Source organism: Agrobacterium sp. 16-172Ci (assembly GCF_053522725.1).
This window is the reverse complement of record NZ_JBNWBW010000001.1, coordinates 351,790-368,006: the sequence shown is the minus strand read 5'-3', so window position 1 is coordinate 368,006 and position 16,217 is coordinate 351,790. Positions and strand designations below refer to the sequence as shown.

At 59.6% G+C, this 16,217-nt stretch carries 12 protein-coding genes; 2 read left to right on the top strand and 10 right to left on the bottom strand.

Annotated features, from left to right (window positions below; genetic code table 11):
• Positions 1-18: 18 nt before the first annotated feature.
• From ACQZ40_RS01805 to ACQZ40_RS01790, 4 genes are all read right to left on the bottom strand, one after another.
• Entirely contained in the window at positions 19-2,208 is a 2,190-nt protein-coding gene (locus tag ACQZ40_RS01805) for a TonB-dependent siderophore receptor (RefSeq protein ID WP_448747279.1), read from the bottom strand.
• Positions 2,209-2,387: 179 nt separating this feature from the next.
• A complete protein-coding gene (locus ACQZ40_RS01800) occupies positions 2,388-4,064 on the bottom strand; it encodes an ABC transporter permease (RefSeq protein WP_448747278.1) in 1,677 nt (558 codons plus the stop codon).
• Between the two features lie 73 nt (positions 4,065-4,137).
• Entirely contained in the window at positions 4,138-5,154 is a 1,017-nt protein-coding gene (locus ACQZ40_RS01795) for an extracellular solute-binding protein (RefSeq protein ID WP_003503602.1), read from the bottom strand.
• A 148-nt stretch (positions 5,155-5,302) separates the two neighbouring features.
• Complete coding sequence (locus tag ACQZ40_RS01790) at positions 5,303-6,358, bottom strand: ABC transporter ATP-binding protein (RefSeq protein ID WP_448747277.1); 1,056 nt, start codon at positions 6,356-6,358, stop codon at positions 5,303-5,305.
• Between the two features lie 359 nt (positions 6,359-6,717).
• On the opposite strand from ACQZ40_RS01790, the gene ACQZ40_RS01785 reads away from it, so the two are divergent.
• Together ACQZ40_RS01785 and pgi are read left to right on the top strand one after the other, a co-directional pair.
• Complete coding sequence (locus tag ACQZ40_RS01785; RefSeq protein WP_065654545.1) at positions 6,718-8,430, top strand: long-chain fatty acid--CoA ligase; 1,713 nt, start codon at positions 6,718-6,720, stop codon at positions 8,428-8,430.
• Between the two features lie 139 nt (positions 8,431-8,569).
• The gene (pgi, locus tag ACQZ40_RS01780) at positions 8,570-10,195 is read left to right on the top strand and encodes a glucose-6-phosphate isomerase (protein WP_338810004.1); all 1,626 of its coding nucleotides are present in this window, start codon (positions 8,570-8,572) and stop codon (positions 10,193-10,195) included.
• A 61-nt stretch (positions 10,196-10,256) separates the two neighbouring features.
• Here the strand turns inward: pgi and ACQZ40_RS01775 are convergent, their stop codons facing one another.
• The 6 genes from ACQZ40_RS01775 to ACQZ40_RS01750 form a co-directional block, all read right to left on the bottom strand.
• Positions 10,257-10,985 carry an alpha/beta hydrolase-fold protein gene (locus ACQZ40_RS01775; RefSeq protein ID WP_174043866.1) on the bottom strand — a complete coding sequence of 243 codons (729 nt, stop codon included), beginning with the start codon at positions 10,983-10,985 and terminating at the stop codon, positions 10,257-10,259.
• Positions 10,982-11,947 carry an acetylxylan esterase gene (locus tag ACQZ40_RS01770; protein ID WP_448747276.1) on the bottom strand — a complete coding sequence of 322 codons (966 nt, stop codon included), beginning with the start codon at positions 11,945-11,947 and terminating at the stop codon, positions 10,982-10,984. The genes ACQZ40_RS01775 and ACQZ40_RS01770 overlap by 4 nt, the downstream gene beginning before the upstream one ends.
• 124 nt (positions 11,948-12,071) lie before the next feature.
• A complete protein-coding gene (locus ACQZ40_RS01765; RefSeq protein ID WP_003520009.1) occupies positions 12,072-12,998 on the bottom strand; it encodes a carbohydrate kinase family protein in 927 nt (308 codons plus the stop codon).
• Between the two features lie 100 nt (positions 12,999-13,098).
• Positions 13,099-13,797 carry an orotate phosphoribosyltransferase gene (locus ACQZ40_RS01760; protein WP_003520012.1) on the bottom strand — a complete coding sequence of 233 codons (699 nt, stop codon included), beginning with the start codon at positions 13,795-13,797 and terminating at the stop codon, positions 13,099-13,101.
• Positions 13,798-13,961: 164 nt separating this feature from the next.
• Complete coding sequence (gene pyrC / locus ACQZ40_RS01755; protein ID WP_080856948.1) at positions 13,962-14,999, bottom strand: dihydroorotase; 1,038 nt, start codon at positions 14,997-14,999, stop codon at positions 13,962-13,964.
• Positions 15,000-15,110: 111 nt separating this feature from the next.
• The gene (locus tag ACQZ40_RS01750) at positions 15,111-16,148 is read right to left on the bottom strand and encodes a 4-hydroxyproline epimerase (RefSeq protein WP_271044864.1); all 1,038 of its coding nucleotides are present in this window, start codon (positions 16,146-16,148) and stop codon (positions 15,111-15,113) included.
• Positions 16,149-16,217 lie beyond the last annotated feature (69 nt).

Below are 16,217 nucleotides of genomic sequence, written 5' to 3'. Positions count from 1 at the left end.
CCGGCCTTCAGCCAAGCCTTACCACTTCTTGGAAAGCTTGAAGGTGATGGTGCGGCTATCGCCCCAGCCGCACACGGAGACGCCGGCGCAGCTCTTCACATATTCCTTGTCGAAGACATTGGCGACGTTGATCGATGCGGTCCAGTCGTTCTTCTCATAGCGGATTGCGGCGTCGAAGACGGCGGCATCCGGAACGCGCAACGTATTTGCCTCATCCGCCCAGGACTTGCCCTGATACCGCACGCCGCCGCCAAGGCTGAGGCCCTCCAGCGCGTCTGTGGTAAAGGCATAGTCCAGCCACAACGAGGCGGTGTGAGCGGGCACGATCCATGGCGATTTGCCAATCAGATTGGGATTGGCATCGCGGGTAATCTCCAGATCCGTATAGGAATAGGAGGCGAGCGCCTTCCAGTTGTCGGTGAGATTGGCCTTGGCCTCCAGCTCGAAGCCGGTGGATTCCACCTGCCCGAACTGGCCGCTCGTGGTCACACCACCGGCCGTATAGGAAACGATGGCATTGTCCTTCACCAGCTTGAAGACGGAGGCCGTGATGCTGCCATCGAAGAAGGTCGGCTCATATTTGATACCGGCCTCGAACTGGTGTCCCTCTTCCGGAGAAGCGGGAGTGCCATCCGCAAGCGTATCGATGAGCGGATTGAAGAAAGTGGCGGCCGAGACATAGGGTGTCAGGCCATTGTCGAATTCATAGGCGAGACCGGCGCGGCCGCTCAGCGCATCGTCATTCGAGCGGCGGGAGAGGCCCGCCGGGAGCCTGTTGTTCAGCTCGGTGTCGACATAGTCGTAACGGCCATTCAGCGTGACCAGCCAGCCATCGCCGAAACGCAGCTGGTCCTGCGCGTAGATGCCGATCTGCTGCTGGGTCACGATATTGTCGGCATAAACGAAATTCGTTCCCTGCGTCGAGCCATAGACCGGGTTGAGCGCGCCGATTGCATTCGATCCGCAGCAGGCCTGCACCTGGTCCAGCCGGTAATATTTATAGTCGAGACCGAAGAGCAGCGAATGGTTGACCGCGCCGGTATCGAACTGGCCTTCGACCCGATTATCCACGCCGAAACTGTCGACTTTCGACACGCCATCATAACCGAAGCGGGTCAGCATATAGTCGTTGGTGGTGGCATCGAGGATCGGCTGGCCGTTTGAATCTGTATTGGCCCAGCCACCGGCATAGGGTCCGGTTTCGTGCTTGTAGAGGTGGCCATAACGGGCGTTCTGGCTGATCTTCCAGCCATTGTCGAATTCGTGGCTGACCTCGTAGCCCACCATGGACTGATAGACGCGGCCATTGTCGATATCCGGCTCGCCATAAAAGGCCTTGCGGTCGAGCTTGCCGAAGGGCGCGTCGACCACGGTGCCGACATAGGGCAGGAAGCCGTTGCCGATATGAACCTGATCGAGCGCCGAGAAATAGCCGTAGAGCGTGGCACTTGTCTGCGCGTCCGGCTCGAAGGTGATCTGCGGCATGATGAAGCCGCGCAAATCCTCGGAATAATCGGTGTAATTGTCGCCGCCGGAAACCTTGCCGGTGACGCGGTATTTCCACACGCCTTCGCCATCGACCTTGTCGCCGAGATCGAAACCGAAGAAGGCATTGCCGAAATTATTGATGCCGATTTCCGTTTCGCGCACCGGCTCATCCTGCGTGCGCTTGCGGACCATCTGCACGATACCGCCGGGATTGGCGCCGCCATAAAGCACCGAGGCCGGGCCTTTCAGAATTTCCACGCGCTCCAGACCGTAGGCATCCATCTGGAAACCGCCGAAACCGTAGCTGAACAGGTTCAGACCATCCAGAAACACGCCGGTCTGGGTGGCCTGAAAACCACGGATGTAAATCCAGTCCGTGTCCGGGTCGGTCCCGAAGGGCTCCGCCGTCACACCGGGGGTGTAACGCAGTACCTCGTCGATTTTCGTCACTGCGCCGCGGTCATCCATTTCCTGGCGGCCGACGACCGATACGGATTGCGGAATATCCCTGGTTTCCGTCTCGGTTTTCGAACCGGTCGCGCTTTTCTTCGCGACATAACCCCGGACCGGACCCGTCGCGTTTTCCGCGCCCTGCCCTTCGACGGTGATCTGCTGCAGAACGGTCGTGTCCTGCGCGTGGCCCATCGCTGGCGCCAGCAAAACAACGGCGGCCGTGCCCAAAGCCAGACGGCTCAAATACATCCCATGCAAATTTTTCAAGATATGCCCCGAAACAGATCGCGGCCGATGTCCAAATTCGACAGGCCGCGGCACCTCAATTAAGCTGAGTATTTACATCAGGATTAAGGCAGGATGCTTGTCGTTTTCTGGCGGGATTTGAAGCTTATTGGCCTCTCGCACAGTTTTGCGCCCGTCATTTATCGGGCAGGGCTCCAATATCAGCCCTTGCGCCGGCCGATCCTTGCAAGCTGCATGACCGGAAGCATGCCAATGACGACGATTGCCAGCGCTGCGATTGCCGCCTCCTCATAGGTGCCGCGCGCCGCTTCGCCATAAAGATGGGTAGCGAAGGTTTCGAAATTCAGCGGCCTCAACAGAAGCGTGGCGGGAAGCTCCTTGACGCAATCGACAAAGATCAGCAGCGCCGCTGCCGCGAGCGACGCCTTGGATAGCGGCAGATGAATCTGGCGGAATGTCTGCGTCGCGGATCGCCCGAGCGTTCGCGAGGCGTGATCGAAGGATTGCGGTATGCGGCTGAGGCCGGCATCCACACCGCCCGCCGCAATGGTGAGGAAACGCGCCGAGTAGGCGTAGATCAGCGCGGCACCGCTGCCGATGAAGATGAGGCCGGTAGAGATGCCGAACCAGTCACGCATGGTCTGGTCGACAAACCGGTCGAAGCCGCCAAGCGCGATCAGCACGCCGATGGCGATGACCGTGCCGGGGGCCGCATATCCGACCGTCGAAAGCCGGTAGGACCAGAGCGAGAGACGTCCCGGTGCAAGGCGCATGGCGTAAGCAACCGCAAGGCCGAAGATAAGGGTGATAACCGTCGCCAGTCCGGCAAAGACGATGGTGTTCAGAGCCTCATCGGCAAAGCGGGCGGAGAGGCCGCTGAAACGGAACCGTTTCCATGCCTCGATGACGAGATAGCTGGCCGGCGCCACAAAGCCGATAAGGACCGGCAGGCCGCCGAGTACGAAAGCGGCCCAGCCCTTCAGGCCGTTGAGCCGCAGCGGCTCCAGTTCCCTGCTCTTCTGCGCCGAAACGGCATAACGCTGCTTGCGCCGCGCCCAGCGCTCGAGCGCCACGAGGGCGACAACGATGAACAGCATGGAAAGCGCGATCTGCGCCGCACCCGGCAGGTCGGATTTCGTGACCCAAGTGGTGTAGACGGAAACGGTGAGCGTGCGGACGCCGAGGAATTCCGATGCGCCTATATCGTTCAGCGCTTCCATCAGGGCAAGGCTGATGCCGACCGCAATCGCCGGGCGCGCCAGCGGCACCGCGACCTTGAAGAAGGCCGCGCGTCTGGAAACGCCGAGCGTTCGCGCCGCTTCCAGCAGGTTGCCCGCCTGTGTCAGGAACATGGCGCGCACGGGAATATAGACATAAGGAAACAGCACGAAGCCGAGAAGGACGATGCAGCCCGCCATGGACCTTATGTCCGGCAGGCGAAATTCGCGCGGGCTGGAATAACCGAGCAGCCAGCGGATCGCGCCCTGCACCGGTCCTATGGGATGCAGAATATCCAGATAGGCGTAAGCGACGATATAGGTGGGCATGGCCAGCGGCAGCAGCAGCGCCCATTCCAATATTTTGCGGCCGGGAAAATCATAGGCGGTGACCAGCCAGGCGGCATAGGTTCCGACGACGCCGGCCAGCAACCCGACCCCGGCGAGAAGGATCGCCGTATCCGGAAGCGCCGTCCAGAGCACGGTCGAGCCGAGATGCGCCCACAGGCCTTCAGAACCCTGCAACGCCTGCGATACAAGCGCCAGAACCGGCACCATGGCGCCGCAGACCGCCAGCACGGAAAGGCACAGCCACCAGAAGGAGGATGAAAACCTGGCTCGGGCACGAGGTGTCAATGGCTGGATGGCGTCTGGATTCATGTGCTTTTAGAAAATGCGCGGAAAGGCGCCCGCGAATGCGAACGCCTTCCACCATGTTATCGCTGATTGGCCCTTACTTGTCGAAACCGACCTTGTCGACCAGCTCGCTCGCCTGCTTGCGGTGCGAGACGATTTCCGTCAGCGGCTTGTTATCGATCTTCAGCGTGCCGAAGGAAGCGATGATCTCGTTGAGAGCCGCACCCTGCTTGACCGGATATTCGTAGTTGGCTTCAGCATAGATCTTCTGGGCTTCGTCGGAGACGAGATATTCCAGCAGCTTGACGGCTTCCGCCTTGTTCGGTGCATTCTTGGCCACGGCCGCGCCGCTGATATTGACCTGCGTGCCGCCGTTCTTGAAGGTCGGCAGAACCACCTTGATGGCGTCGCCCCACTTCACCTGCTCCTCGCCGCCCTTGCCCGAGCGCATCAGACCGACATAATAGGAGTTGGCGATGCCGATATCGCAAATGCCGCCGAGGATATCCTTGGCAACGTCACGGTCGCCGCCGCCTGCCTTGCGGGCCAGGTTTTCCTTGACGCCGGCAAGCCACTTTTCGGTGTCCGCAGCGCCGTAATGGGCGATGTAGTCGGCAAAAAGCGCCGTGTTATAGGGGTGCTGGCCGGCGCGAATGCAGACCTTGCCCTTCCACTTCGCATCCGCCAGATCTTCATAGTTGAAGGAGGCGAGATCGACATCCTTCGCCGCATAAAGAACGCGGGCGCGCATGGAGAGCGCGAACCAATGGCCCTTGGCGTCGCGAAGTTCAGCCGGGATAGCCTTGGTCAGGGTTTCGGATTCGACCGCCTGGGTGACGCCCTTTTCGGCGAGATCGACGAGGTTGCCGGCATCCACCGTCATCAGAACGTCGGCAGGCGAGCTTGCGCCCTCGCTCAGAACGCGCTCGGCAAGACCGTCCTTCAGGAACACGGTATTGACCTTGACGCCGCTCGAGGCGGTGAAGGATTCCAGCAGCGGCTGGATCAGGCCCGGTTCGCGGGTGGTGTAAATGTTGAGTTCCGCAGCGCTGGCCGTTCCAGCTGCAAAGGCAACCGTGCTGGCAAGCAGGGCAAATCTGGTAAATTTCGTCATGTTTTGTCTCCCTCTCCGATAGCGGCATATAGAGGGAGCAGACATCATACATGATGACCCAAATCAAGTTTTATTTCTCTGTTTTTCGGGCGGATTCGATCACCAAGAGTTGAAAATGGAGCGGAAATAAACATACAAATCCGCTCACTCAACTTGCAGTAAATATCAGCACTCCCTTTGGGTCGATACCGAAGCGCACCGCCGTCGTCCGGGCGGGTGTGCGCTGCATCGTCCTCACACGCAGATCTGCCGACAGTCCGGGCACGGCTATGCCAAGCTGCTCGATCTCCCCGAGGAAGACACGGCTCGATATTTCGCCGGCAATTCCTTCTTTCGCCGCACCGTCCTCGATGATCGAAATCGCGTTTGGGCGAACATAGGCAACGGCGGCGAGACCGTCAGGCAGATCGGACGCATCGCCCAGAAGCCCGAGCGGCGTTTCGACGCGGCCCTGTCTTACCCGGCCTTCGATCTTGTTGAAGGCGCAGAAAAAATCGGCGGCATAACGGGTCTTGGGATGATCGTGGATTTCGTAACCCGTGCCGCTCTGCACGATGCGCCCGCGCTGCATCAGAACCACACGGTCGCCTGCGGAAAGCGCCTCTTCCGGATCATGCGTCACCATGATCGCCGTCGTGCCCAGTTGCCGCAACAGGCCGAGCGTTTCCTCGCGCACGCTGTCGCGCAATCCCCTGTCCAGATTGGAAAAGGGTTCGTCCATCAGGAGCAGGCCGGGCTGCGGGGCAAGCGCGCGGGCGAGCGCCACACGCTGCTGCTCGCCACCCGAAAGCGTATGCGGATAACGTTTCGCCAGCTCCTGCAGGTGAACATGTTCGATCATCTCTGCGGCGCGGCGGCGGGCTTCCACCTTCGGCAAAGACCGAAGACCGAACATCACATTCTGCTCGACGGTCAGATGCGGAAACAGCGCATAATCCTGAAAGACAAAACCGATATTGCGCTTTTCCGGCTCGATGAAAACAGCGGGACCGGCAACGGCAGCACCATTCAGGGAAACGCTGCCGTGGTCCGGCGTCTCCACGCCCGCCACGATGCGCAGCAGGGTCGATTTTCCACAGCCGGAGCGCCCCACCAGACAAATGATTTCGCCGCGTTCGACGGAAAGATCGATATCGGACAGCACTTCCGTCTCGCCGAATCTCTTCCCGACCGATTTCAGTTCAAGCGCTGCCCTGCCTGCCATTTCCAATCCTGCCCTGCTTTGCGAATTATGTTGATCGCTCAAATCAGGATTAAAGTCAAAAAAGCCGGGCAAAATGCTTTTCCCTTCACGAGTGGGCGAGATGTGCGGCAGCAATATTGACGTTTACGTTAGAGTTAAATAGGTTTTGCCGACGAGATAGACGTCAAGGGATTAGGCGTCTATCATTCGTCACCGGGGAGCGAGAGGAGCGGTCGATCCGGTGACGCCACATGAGGTTCCGTCAACCCGGCCGATTGGGCCGGCTGAATGCGGGAGCTTCGTGAACATCAGGCAGCCGAAAGCGCCCTTCACGCGTTTCAAGGAATGCGCGGCGCGACAAAGACTCTGGGAGGAGAAGCATGAGTGAACTGTCCCTGGGACACCCGGAAAACGTCAGCGCAGAGAAGCGTTGGCTGGCATCCTATCCGCCGGGTGTACCTTCCGAAATCCCCGCATCCGCCCATGCCTCCCTTGTCGAACTTCTCGAAAAGAGCTGTGTGCAATTTGCCGACCGCAAGGCCTTTTCCAGCATGGGAAAGTCCCTGACCTATCGCGAACTGGACGCTGAAACCCGCGCGGTCGCTGCCTGGCTGCAATCCAGAGGGCTGGAAAAAGGCGACCGGGTTGCCGTGATGATGCCGAATATCCTGCAAAATCCCGTCGCGGTATACGGGATCCTGCGGGCGGGCATGATCGTGGTCAATGTCAATCCGCTCTACACACCGCGCGAGCTGGAACATCAGCTCAAGGATTCCGGCGCAAAGGCGATCTTCGTTCTGGAAAACTTCGCCCATGTAGCTCAGCAGGCGGTGCCGAAAACCGCGGTGCGGCATGTGGTCGTCGCGGCGATGGGCGATCTCCTCGGCCTGAAGGGACATATCGTCAATCTGGTGGTTCGCAAGGTCAAGAAACTGGTGCCCGCCTACACCATTCCCGGTTCCATCAGCTTCAAGGCGATGCTGAAGGAAGGCCAGGGATTTTCGCTGAAGCCGGTCAGCCTCACGGCGCAGGACATCGCCTTCCTGCAATATACCGGCGGCACAACCGGCGTATCCAAGGGTGCGGTTCTCACCCATGCCAATCTTCTGGCCAACAAGCTTCAGATCAGCCTGTGGCTGGACGCCGCTTTCAATGGCCGAAAGGACCGCCCGGAAGTTCTCAACTTCATCTGCGCGCTGCCGCTCTGCCACATCTTCGCATTGACGGTGAATTCGCTGATGGGCATTGCGCTCGGCGGTCATAATCTGCTGATCGCCAATCCGCGCGACATTCCCGGCTTCGTGAAGGAGCTGACGCATTATCAGCCGCATGTTTTCCCTGGCATCAACACGCTTTTCAACGCGCTGATGAACAATGAGGATTTCCGCAAGCTCGATCTGTCGTCGCTTATTCTGGTTCTCGGCGGCGGCATGGCGGTGCAAAGGCCCGTTGCGGAGCGCTGGCTTTCCATCGTCGGTTGCCCGATTGCAGAAGGCTACGGCCTCTCCGAGACGTCCCCGGTCGCCACCGTCAACCGCCTCGATTCCACTGAATTCAGCGGCACCATCGGCCTGCCCATCTCCTCGACCGAAATCGATATTCGCGATGAGGACGGCAACAGCCTGCCGACAGGCGAAGTCGGCGAAATCTGCATTCGCGGGCCGCAGGTCATGGCCGGCTATTGGCAGCGGCCGGATGAAACCGCAAAAGCCATGACCGCCGACGGCTTCTTCCGTTCCGGCGACATGGGTTTCATGGACGAGCGCGGTTACACCAAGATCGTTGATCGCAAGAAGGACATGATCCTCGTTTCCGGTTTCAACGTCTATCCGAACGAGGTGGAAGAAGTGGCCGCCAGCCATCCGGGCGTGCTGGAATGCGCGGCAATCGGTGTTCCGGATGAACATTCCGGCGAAACCGTCAAGCTTTTCGTGGTCAAGAAGGACCAGTCACTCACGGAAGCGGAGCTCAAGGCCTTCTGCGCCAAGAACCTGACGAACTACAAAAGGCCGAAAATCATCGAGTTCCGCACCGAGTTGCCGAAATCGAATGTCGGCAAAATCTTGCGGCGCGAATTGCGCAATCTGAACTGATTGTCTCGCGCAATGGGGAGAGCCGGGCGACCGGCTCTTTCTTTCGTCCCGGCCCTTTTCTTTTATCAAAGTCGCCTTGATTTGGCCGCCTGAAAAAGAATAGTTTCCTCATCCTTCCACGGAAGCCGAGGAGCACAAGATGCAGGCCACCATCGAAAAACTGAAAGCAACGGCGAGCAGCACAGCCGCAACCGATCTTCGCGCCGCCTTTGCGGCCGACGACAAGAGATTCAGCCGTTTCAGCGCCAAATTCGATGACCTGCTGATGGACTATTCCAAATGCGCCGTGAATGAGGAGATCGTCACGCTTCTCGAACAGCTCGCACGCGAAGGTGGCGTCGAGGCAAAGCGCGAGGAGATGTTCTCGGGCAAGGCGATCAACTTCACCGAAGACCGCGCCGTGCTGCACACCGCACTGCGCAATCGCTCCAATACGCCGGTTCTCGTGGACGGCAAGGATGTGATGCCTGACGTGAACGCCGTTCTCACCGCCATGGGCAAGTTTGCCGAGGCGATCCGTTCCGGTTCGCTGAAGGGTGCGACCGGTAAGAAGATTACCGACGTCATCAATATCGGCATTGGCGGTTCCGACCTCGGCCCCGTGATGGCGACGCTGGCGCTTGCGCCTTTCCATGACGGCCCGCGTGCGCATTTCGTCTCGAACATCGATGGCGCCCATATCGCCGATACTCTGAAGCTTATCGACCCGGAAACCTCGCTGTTCATCGTCGCGTCGAAGACCTTCACCACCATCGAGACGATGACGAATGCCGCCACTGCGCGCCGCTTCATCGCCGAGAAACTGGGTGAAACCGCTGTCAAGCATCACTTCGCCGCCGTTTCCACCGCACTGGAAAAGGTTGCCGCCTTCGGCATCGAAAGCGACCGCATCTTCGGTTTCTGGGACTGGGTTGGCGGACGTTATTCGATCTGGTCGGCCATCGGCCTGCCGCTGATGATCGCCATCGGGCCGGATAATTTCGGCAAGTTCCTGGATGGTGCGCATGCCATGGACAGGCACTTCCGCGAAGCGCCGATCCGTGAAAATCTGCCGATGCTGCTCGGTCTCATCGGTTTTTATAACCGCAACGTGCTGAATTATCCGACCCGGGCGATCCTGCCCTATGACCAGCGTCTGTCGCGTTTCCCGGCTTATCTGCAGCAGCTTGACATGGAGTCGAACGGCAAGGGTGTGACCATCGACGGCACGCCTGTCGAAGGCCAGTCCGGTCCGGTCGTCTGGGGCGAGCCCGGCACCAATGGCCAGCACGCCTTCTACCAGCTCATCCACCAGGGCACGAGCGTCATTCCGGCCGAATTCATGATCGCCGCCAACGGTTTCGAGCCCGAACTGCGCCACCAGCACCAGCTTCTCATTGCCAATTGCCTGGCGCAATCGGAAGCGCTGATGAAGGGCCGCACGCTGGCTGAGGCAAAAGCCCAGCTCACCTCCAAGGGCATGGAAGACAAACTCGCCGATTTCATCGCGCCGCATCGCGTCTTCACCGGCAACCGCCCCTCCATTACCTTCGTCTACGACAAGCTGACGCCGTTCGCGCTTGGCCGTCTGATCGCGCTCTATGAGCATCGCGTTTTCGTCGAAGGCGTGCTGTTCCGCATCAACTCCTTCGACCAATGGGGCGTAGAGCTTGGCAAGGAACTGGCGACCGGCCTGCTGCCGGTCGTGGAAGGCAAGGAAAGCGCTGCCGGCCATGACAGCTCTACGCAGGGGCTGGTGAAAGCGCTGGCCGGTCTGGCAGGCTGAGTGACGTTACGACCGCAATCTTAAAAGCCGGAGACACCTCCGGCTTTTTTATGCGGCGGCCTTAAATATAAAGCTCCGCCATCTTGCGCCACGCGCCCGCCCGGTGGGCGCGGCCATCCCAGACATGCATTTGATGCCCCACATGCTTCTCCGATAAAACCCGGCTCAGATGATGGTTGTTGTCCAGAAACGGGTCAGCATCGCCGATGGTGAAAACCATGTCGATGCGGCGCAGGTGTTCAAGCCGCCATGGGCAGGCGAGGCCCGGCAGGAAATGGCTCGGCATGTGGAAATAGATGTCGTCGTCGTAATAGCCATCGAACAGATCGCCGAAGAATTCCACCTTCATCGTCAGATCGTAACGGCCGGAAAAGGCGACGAGCTTGCGAAAAAGATGCGGGTGGCGAAAAACGAGACTGGCGGCCTGAAACGCACCCAGGCTGCAACCCTGCACGATCGTATCGTTATTCGGGTTTTTCTCGGCCATCAGCGGCAGCACTTCGTTCAGAATATACTCTTCGAAAGCGGCATGGCGGCGAATGCGATCGGCGGGATGATGCCCGGCCGCGTAGAAGGTCTCTCTGGCAAGCCCCTCTATGCAATAGAGCTGAAGGTGGCCCGCCTCCAGCTTGTCGGCCAGACTGCCGACAAGACCCAGTTCCTCATATTCGAAGAAACGCCCGTCGCGGGTGGGAAACATCAGCACCCTGGCGCCGGAATGTCCGAATATTAACAGCTCCATGTCGCGATGGAGCCTTTGACTATACCAGCGGAGATATTCGCGTTTCATGGCACCTTGAAAAACCGTCTGACCTTGTCCTTATGGACCGCATCTTGCGATGCGCTGTCAGGGTAATCGAAATGCCCGGCGTCGAGGATGAATATTTCATTAAATTTTGATTTCGGCAGCGCATTGGCCACCGCGAACTGGCAGGGCGGCGCGACCGCCGGATCGAAAAGCGCGGGCGCGACCAGCATCGGCACCTTTATGCGGGTGGCGGCGCAGGCGGCATCGAACAGGCGAAGCGTCTCAAGCACATTGGCATGGGTCTTCTGATAGGTCTGAACCGCATCCGCGCTGCCAACGGTGGGCAACGTCAGCCAGAAAGGCCGGTGACCGAATGTCGGCACGACAAGATGGCCGCGATCAATGCGCTCGTCGAAAGGGATGGCCAGGGCACCGATGCCGCCGCCGAAACTGATGGCGCTATAACCCACCTGCCCTTCCAACCACGGATAGAGGCTGATGAGCGTGGAAACGGCAACCCACAGATCGTCGACGCAGCCGCCGATGATGTAATCGTCTTTCCTGTCGATATTATAGAGAACATGAAGCGACGGGTCGGACGAAATCGGCGGACAGGCGCTCAGCGAAAGCCCGCGAAAACAGGGAAACAGCACGGCCGTTTCTTCCACCGGCACGTCGAAATCGGGTTCCCCTCGCCCACCATAACCATGGCCGACAACGAGGCCGCGACGCACCTGCCCTTCGCGCGGCAAAAGCAGCCACCCGCCGATGCGAAAACCGCCGGTGGAGGTGTAGGTCATATCAAGGACATGCCAGCGGGGGTCGCTGAGCCTGCTCTTGCGCAGCACCGGCCGGGGATCCGTGGCGAGCGCGCGGCGATAGCGCTTTTTCCAGAAATCATCGAAGCCCGGCGGCGCTTCGGGCGGGGTGATGGCCAGCAGCTGCTCGCGCTGCATGCCATAGGTCGGGTCGAAATCGAAAGGATGGGACTTGGGAACGCTCATGCGATGCTTGTTTCGTGAAAAAACAGCGGACACAAGCTTCATAATATCGAAATAACGGTTTTTTACGGTTCTAAAGCCGGGAAGAGTGTTGAACCACCTTTTCAAAATGGTTCAACCGCGCTCATCACAAACCGATTTCATGCGCAAAGGGTGGGTTCGCGCCGGCCCGCGAAACGGTGACAGCGGCCGCTTTCGCGCCGAGCGCCAGAGCCTTCCTGATCTGGTCTTCCGTCAGCGAGGCAACCTGCGCCTTGGTCAGCAAACCCTGCATTTTCAGCGAGGCAAGAATGCCGGCATCGAAGGTGTCACCCGCGCCGACAGTGTCGACCACTTCCACCCGCTCGGAGGCCACTTCAACCTTGAGATTGGCGCTATACCCCACCGCGCCCTTGGCGCCACGGGTGACGACGACCAGCTTTGCGCCGTGATGCAGCCAGTGGCGGGCAAGCGTGTCCTCATCGCCTTCCAGCCCGAACCAGGCAAGGTCCTCATCCGAGAATTTCACGATATCCGACATGGCCGCCATGCGGCGGATGCGGGCCATGTGGGACTGCTTGTCCTTGATGAAACCGGGGCGAATATTCGGATCGAGCGAGATGACACGGCTTTCGTGCTCGCGCGTCATCAGCGCCTCATAGGTGCTGCCGCAAGGCTCCGGGATAAGGCTGATCGCACCGAAATGCAGCGCCTCGCAATCGGCGCCCAGTGCCGGAAGCTCCGCTTCGGTGATCATCCGGCCGGCGGTGTTTTCGTCATAGAAGGCATAGGTCGCATGGCCATCCACCAGCTTCACGAAGGCGATGGTGGTCGGCCGCGAAAGGGTGGCGCAATAGCTGAAGTCGACATTGCTGGCGCGCAGGGTCTCCCGCAGGATATCGCCCATCATGTCATCGGAAAGGCCCGTAAAGAAGGCGGAGGGAACGCCGAGACGCCCCAGCGCAATCGCCGTGTTGAAGACCGCTCCGCCTGCATAGGGGGCAAAACCCGCCTCGCCCAGCGTCGTCTGCCGGGGCAGCATGTCGATCAGAGCTTCACCACAACACAGGATCATTACGGTCCTCCTCAAAACAGCAAATCAAATGGACTTAAATCGATTTAGACGAAGATCGATCGGAAGGCCAGCCGCAAAACCGGGCTGGCCGCATCCGAAATTAAGATTGCGGCAATTCGCTGACACCGCCGCGTTTTGCCGACCATGGCAGCGGGTTATCGAGGAAGGCTTCGACCTCCGACAGGGTCTTCTCGTCGAACAGTTTTTCAGCCCGGGCAACGGCCAGAACATCGCGCCAGGTGGTCAGGTAATGCAGCTTGACATTGCCGTTGGCGAAGCGCGCTTCGGCCTCTTCGAAGATGCCGTAATAGAACAGCGCGATGCCGTGATCGACAATGCCGCCCGCCGCACGGATGGCGTCGATGAAGGTGAACATCGAGCCGCCCGCCGTCGTCAGATCCTCGATGACGAGAACGCGGGCTCCCTCCGGCATATGGCCTTCGATCTGGGCGTTGCGGCCATGGCCTTTTGGCTTCTTGCGGCAATAGATCATCGGCAGGCCGAGGCGCTCGGCAAGGAAAGCGGCAAAGGGAATGCCCGCCGTTTCACCACCTGCCACACAGTCGAACTTCTCGAAACCGGCCTCGCGCATCACCGCCGCCGCCGCGAAATCCATGGCGGCGGAGCGGATGCGCGGGAACGAGATGAGCTTGCGCATGTCGATGTACACCGGGCTCTTCATGCCCGAAGCGAAGGTGTAGGGGCTTTCCGAATTAAAATGGACCGCCTTGATTTCCCACAACATCTTCGCAACCAGTTCCGCAACGACGGCGCGGTCAGTGAATGTGAAATGGTTCATAGGCGTTCTCCTTTTTCGGCCTTGGTTTATCGCTCCGAAAACCCGGATCGGTTTTCGGAAAGCACAACGTCTCGGTTCAGCATTGCAGGCATCCGCAGGCGACGCCGAAGGGCGAATGCCTGGGGACCATAACAAAACCGCCGGCAGTGCCGGCGGTTAAAAAATCAACTCACATCCCAATGGAGCGGGAACATCGGATCGAACACGGTGACCGGCCCGGCGCCCGTCTCGATTTTTTCAGGAAAGGCCACCGCTTCCTCGCGCTTGACCAGCGTGATAGTTTCCTCGTTCGGCGCAAGACCGTACCAGGCCGGGCCGTTGAGCGAAGCGAAGGCTTCCAGCTTATCGAGGGCGTTTTCGTCCTCGAAGACATGGGCAAGACAGCTCATGGTGTTGATGGAGGTATAGATGCCGGCGCAGCCGCAGGCGCATTCCTTCAGCGGGTCCACATGCGGAGCGGAATCCGTGCCGAGGAAGAAGCGTGCATCGCCCGAAGTCGCGGCAGCCCGTAGCGCCAGCCGGTGTTCTTCGCGCTTGGCGACGGGTAGGCAATAATAATGCGGCTTGATACCGCCGACCAAGATGGCATTGCGGTTGATGATGAGGTGATGGGTGGTGATGGAGCCGGCGATGTTGGCCTTGGACGACTTGATGTAATCCACGCCATCGCGGGTGGTGATGTGTTCCATCGTCACCTTGAGTTCCGGCAGGCGCTGGCGCAGAGGCTCCAGAACCGTATCGATGAACACCTTCTCGCGGTCGAAAATATCGACTTCCGGCGTCGTCACCTCACCATGCACGCAAAGCGGCAGGCCGATCTTCGCCATGCGTTCCAGAACCGGCATGGCCTTGTTGAAATCGCGCACACCGCCATGGGAATTGGTGGTCGCACCCGCCGGGTAAAGCTTTACGGCAGTGATGAGGCCGCTTTTTTTGCCCTCTTCCACATCGTCGGCCTGCGTGTCCTCGGTCAGATAGAGGGTCATCAGCGGCTCGAAACGGTCACCCGCGGGAATGGCCTTGACGATGCGTTCGCGATAGGCGCGGGCATCGGCCGTGGTGACGACCGGCGGCACCAGGTTCGGCATGATGATGGCGCGGGCGAAATGGCGGCTCGTATCCCCGATCACCCCTTCCAGCATTGCCCCATCACGCAGGTGCAGGTGCCAGTCATCAGGGCGGCGCAGGGTGAGCGACTTCATCGGGATACCTCGGAGCATGATGGAATTGCGCCCGCTTAGCATCTTTTGTCGCGGGAAAACAGCCGCCCGACACGATCAGGCAGCCGTAAATGTCATTTTTTTAAAGCGCGCTCAGATGTTGCCCGCTTCCGGACCCCAGACATCGGTCATGGCGAAACCATCGGCCAGCGGATCAAAGGGATCGAGACCCACCTGATGCAGGCCGAAGGTGAAGCCGCGTCCGGCAATGGTGGGGATGACAGCCGGGCGGCCGGCCACCTCGGTGACGGTGGAAAGGCCGACATCGAATTCCGAACCGATGATCGAGCGGGATTTATACTCGTCTCCCACCTTCACCTTGCCGCGCGCATATAGCGTGGCGAGATTGGCCGAATTGCCGGTGCCACAGGGCGAGCGATCCGCCCGGCCCGGCCACATGGTGGTGCAGGTGCGGATGGAGCCATCCGCATCCACATCGCGGAACATGACATAGGCAACGCCGGAAATGGCCGGAATTTCCGGATGAACGACGGTCATTTCGCGGTTGACCAGATCTTTCAGGATCATGCCCGCCGAGACCAGCTTTGCCGCATTGGCCTTTTCGATGGTGAGGCCGATCTGGCGGACATCGACCAGCGCATAAAAAATGCCGCCATAGGAAATATCCATCGTCACCCTGCCCCATTCAGGTGTGTCGATGCTGACATCCAGCTCATGCACGAAGGATGGCACCATGGTCAGCTTGACCTTTTCGCAACGACCGTCGCGGCAGGTGGCTGTGGCCTTGACCAGACCGGCCGCCGTTTCGAGGATGATGACGGTTTCCGGCTCCTGCATTTCCACCATGCCGCTTTCCAGAAGCGCCGTCGTGGCGCAGATGGAATTGGACCCGGAGCTGGCATGCGCCTGATCTGGCTGGAGAATGACGAAGGCGGCGTGCGCATCCGGGTGCTTCGGCGGCAGGAGAAGATTGACCGACCCCATCGGCGTGCCGCGCGGTTCCAGCGTCAGGAAGCGACGAAGCGCCTCTCCCTGCGGATCGGTATTCATCCAGTGAAGCTGTTCGGCCACGGTGTTGCCGGGGATTTTCGGCGCGCCGCCGGTGACGACACGGCCGATTTCGCCTTCACAATGAACATCGAGAAGCTGGAGGGTGCGTTTCCAACGCATGGGGGTCTACTCCGGAAGTTGGGTTATGGACCTGACCATACAGATAAAAATACAAGGTGTATACAAATC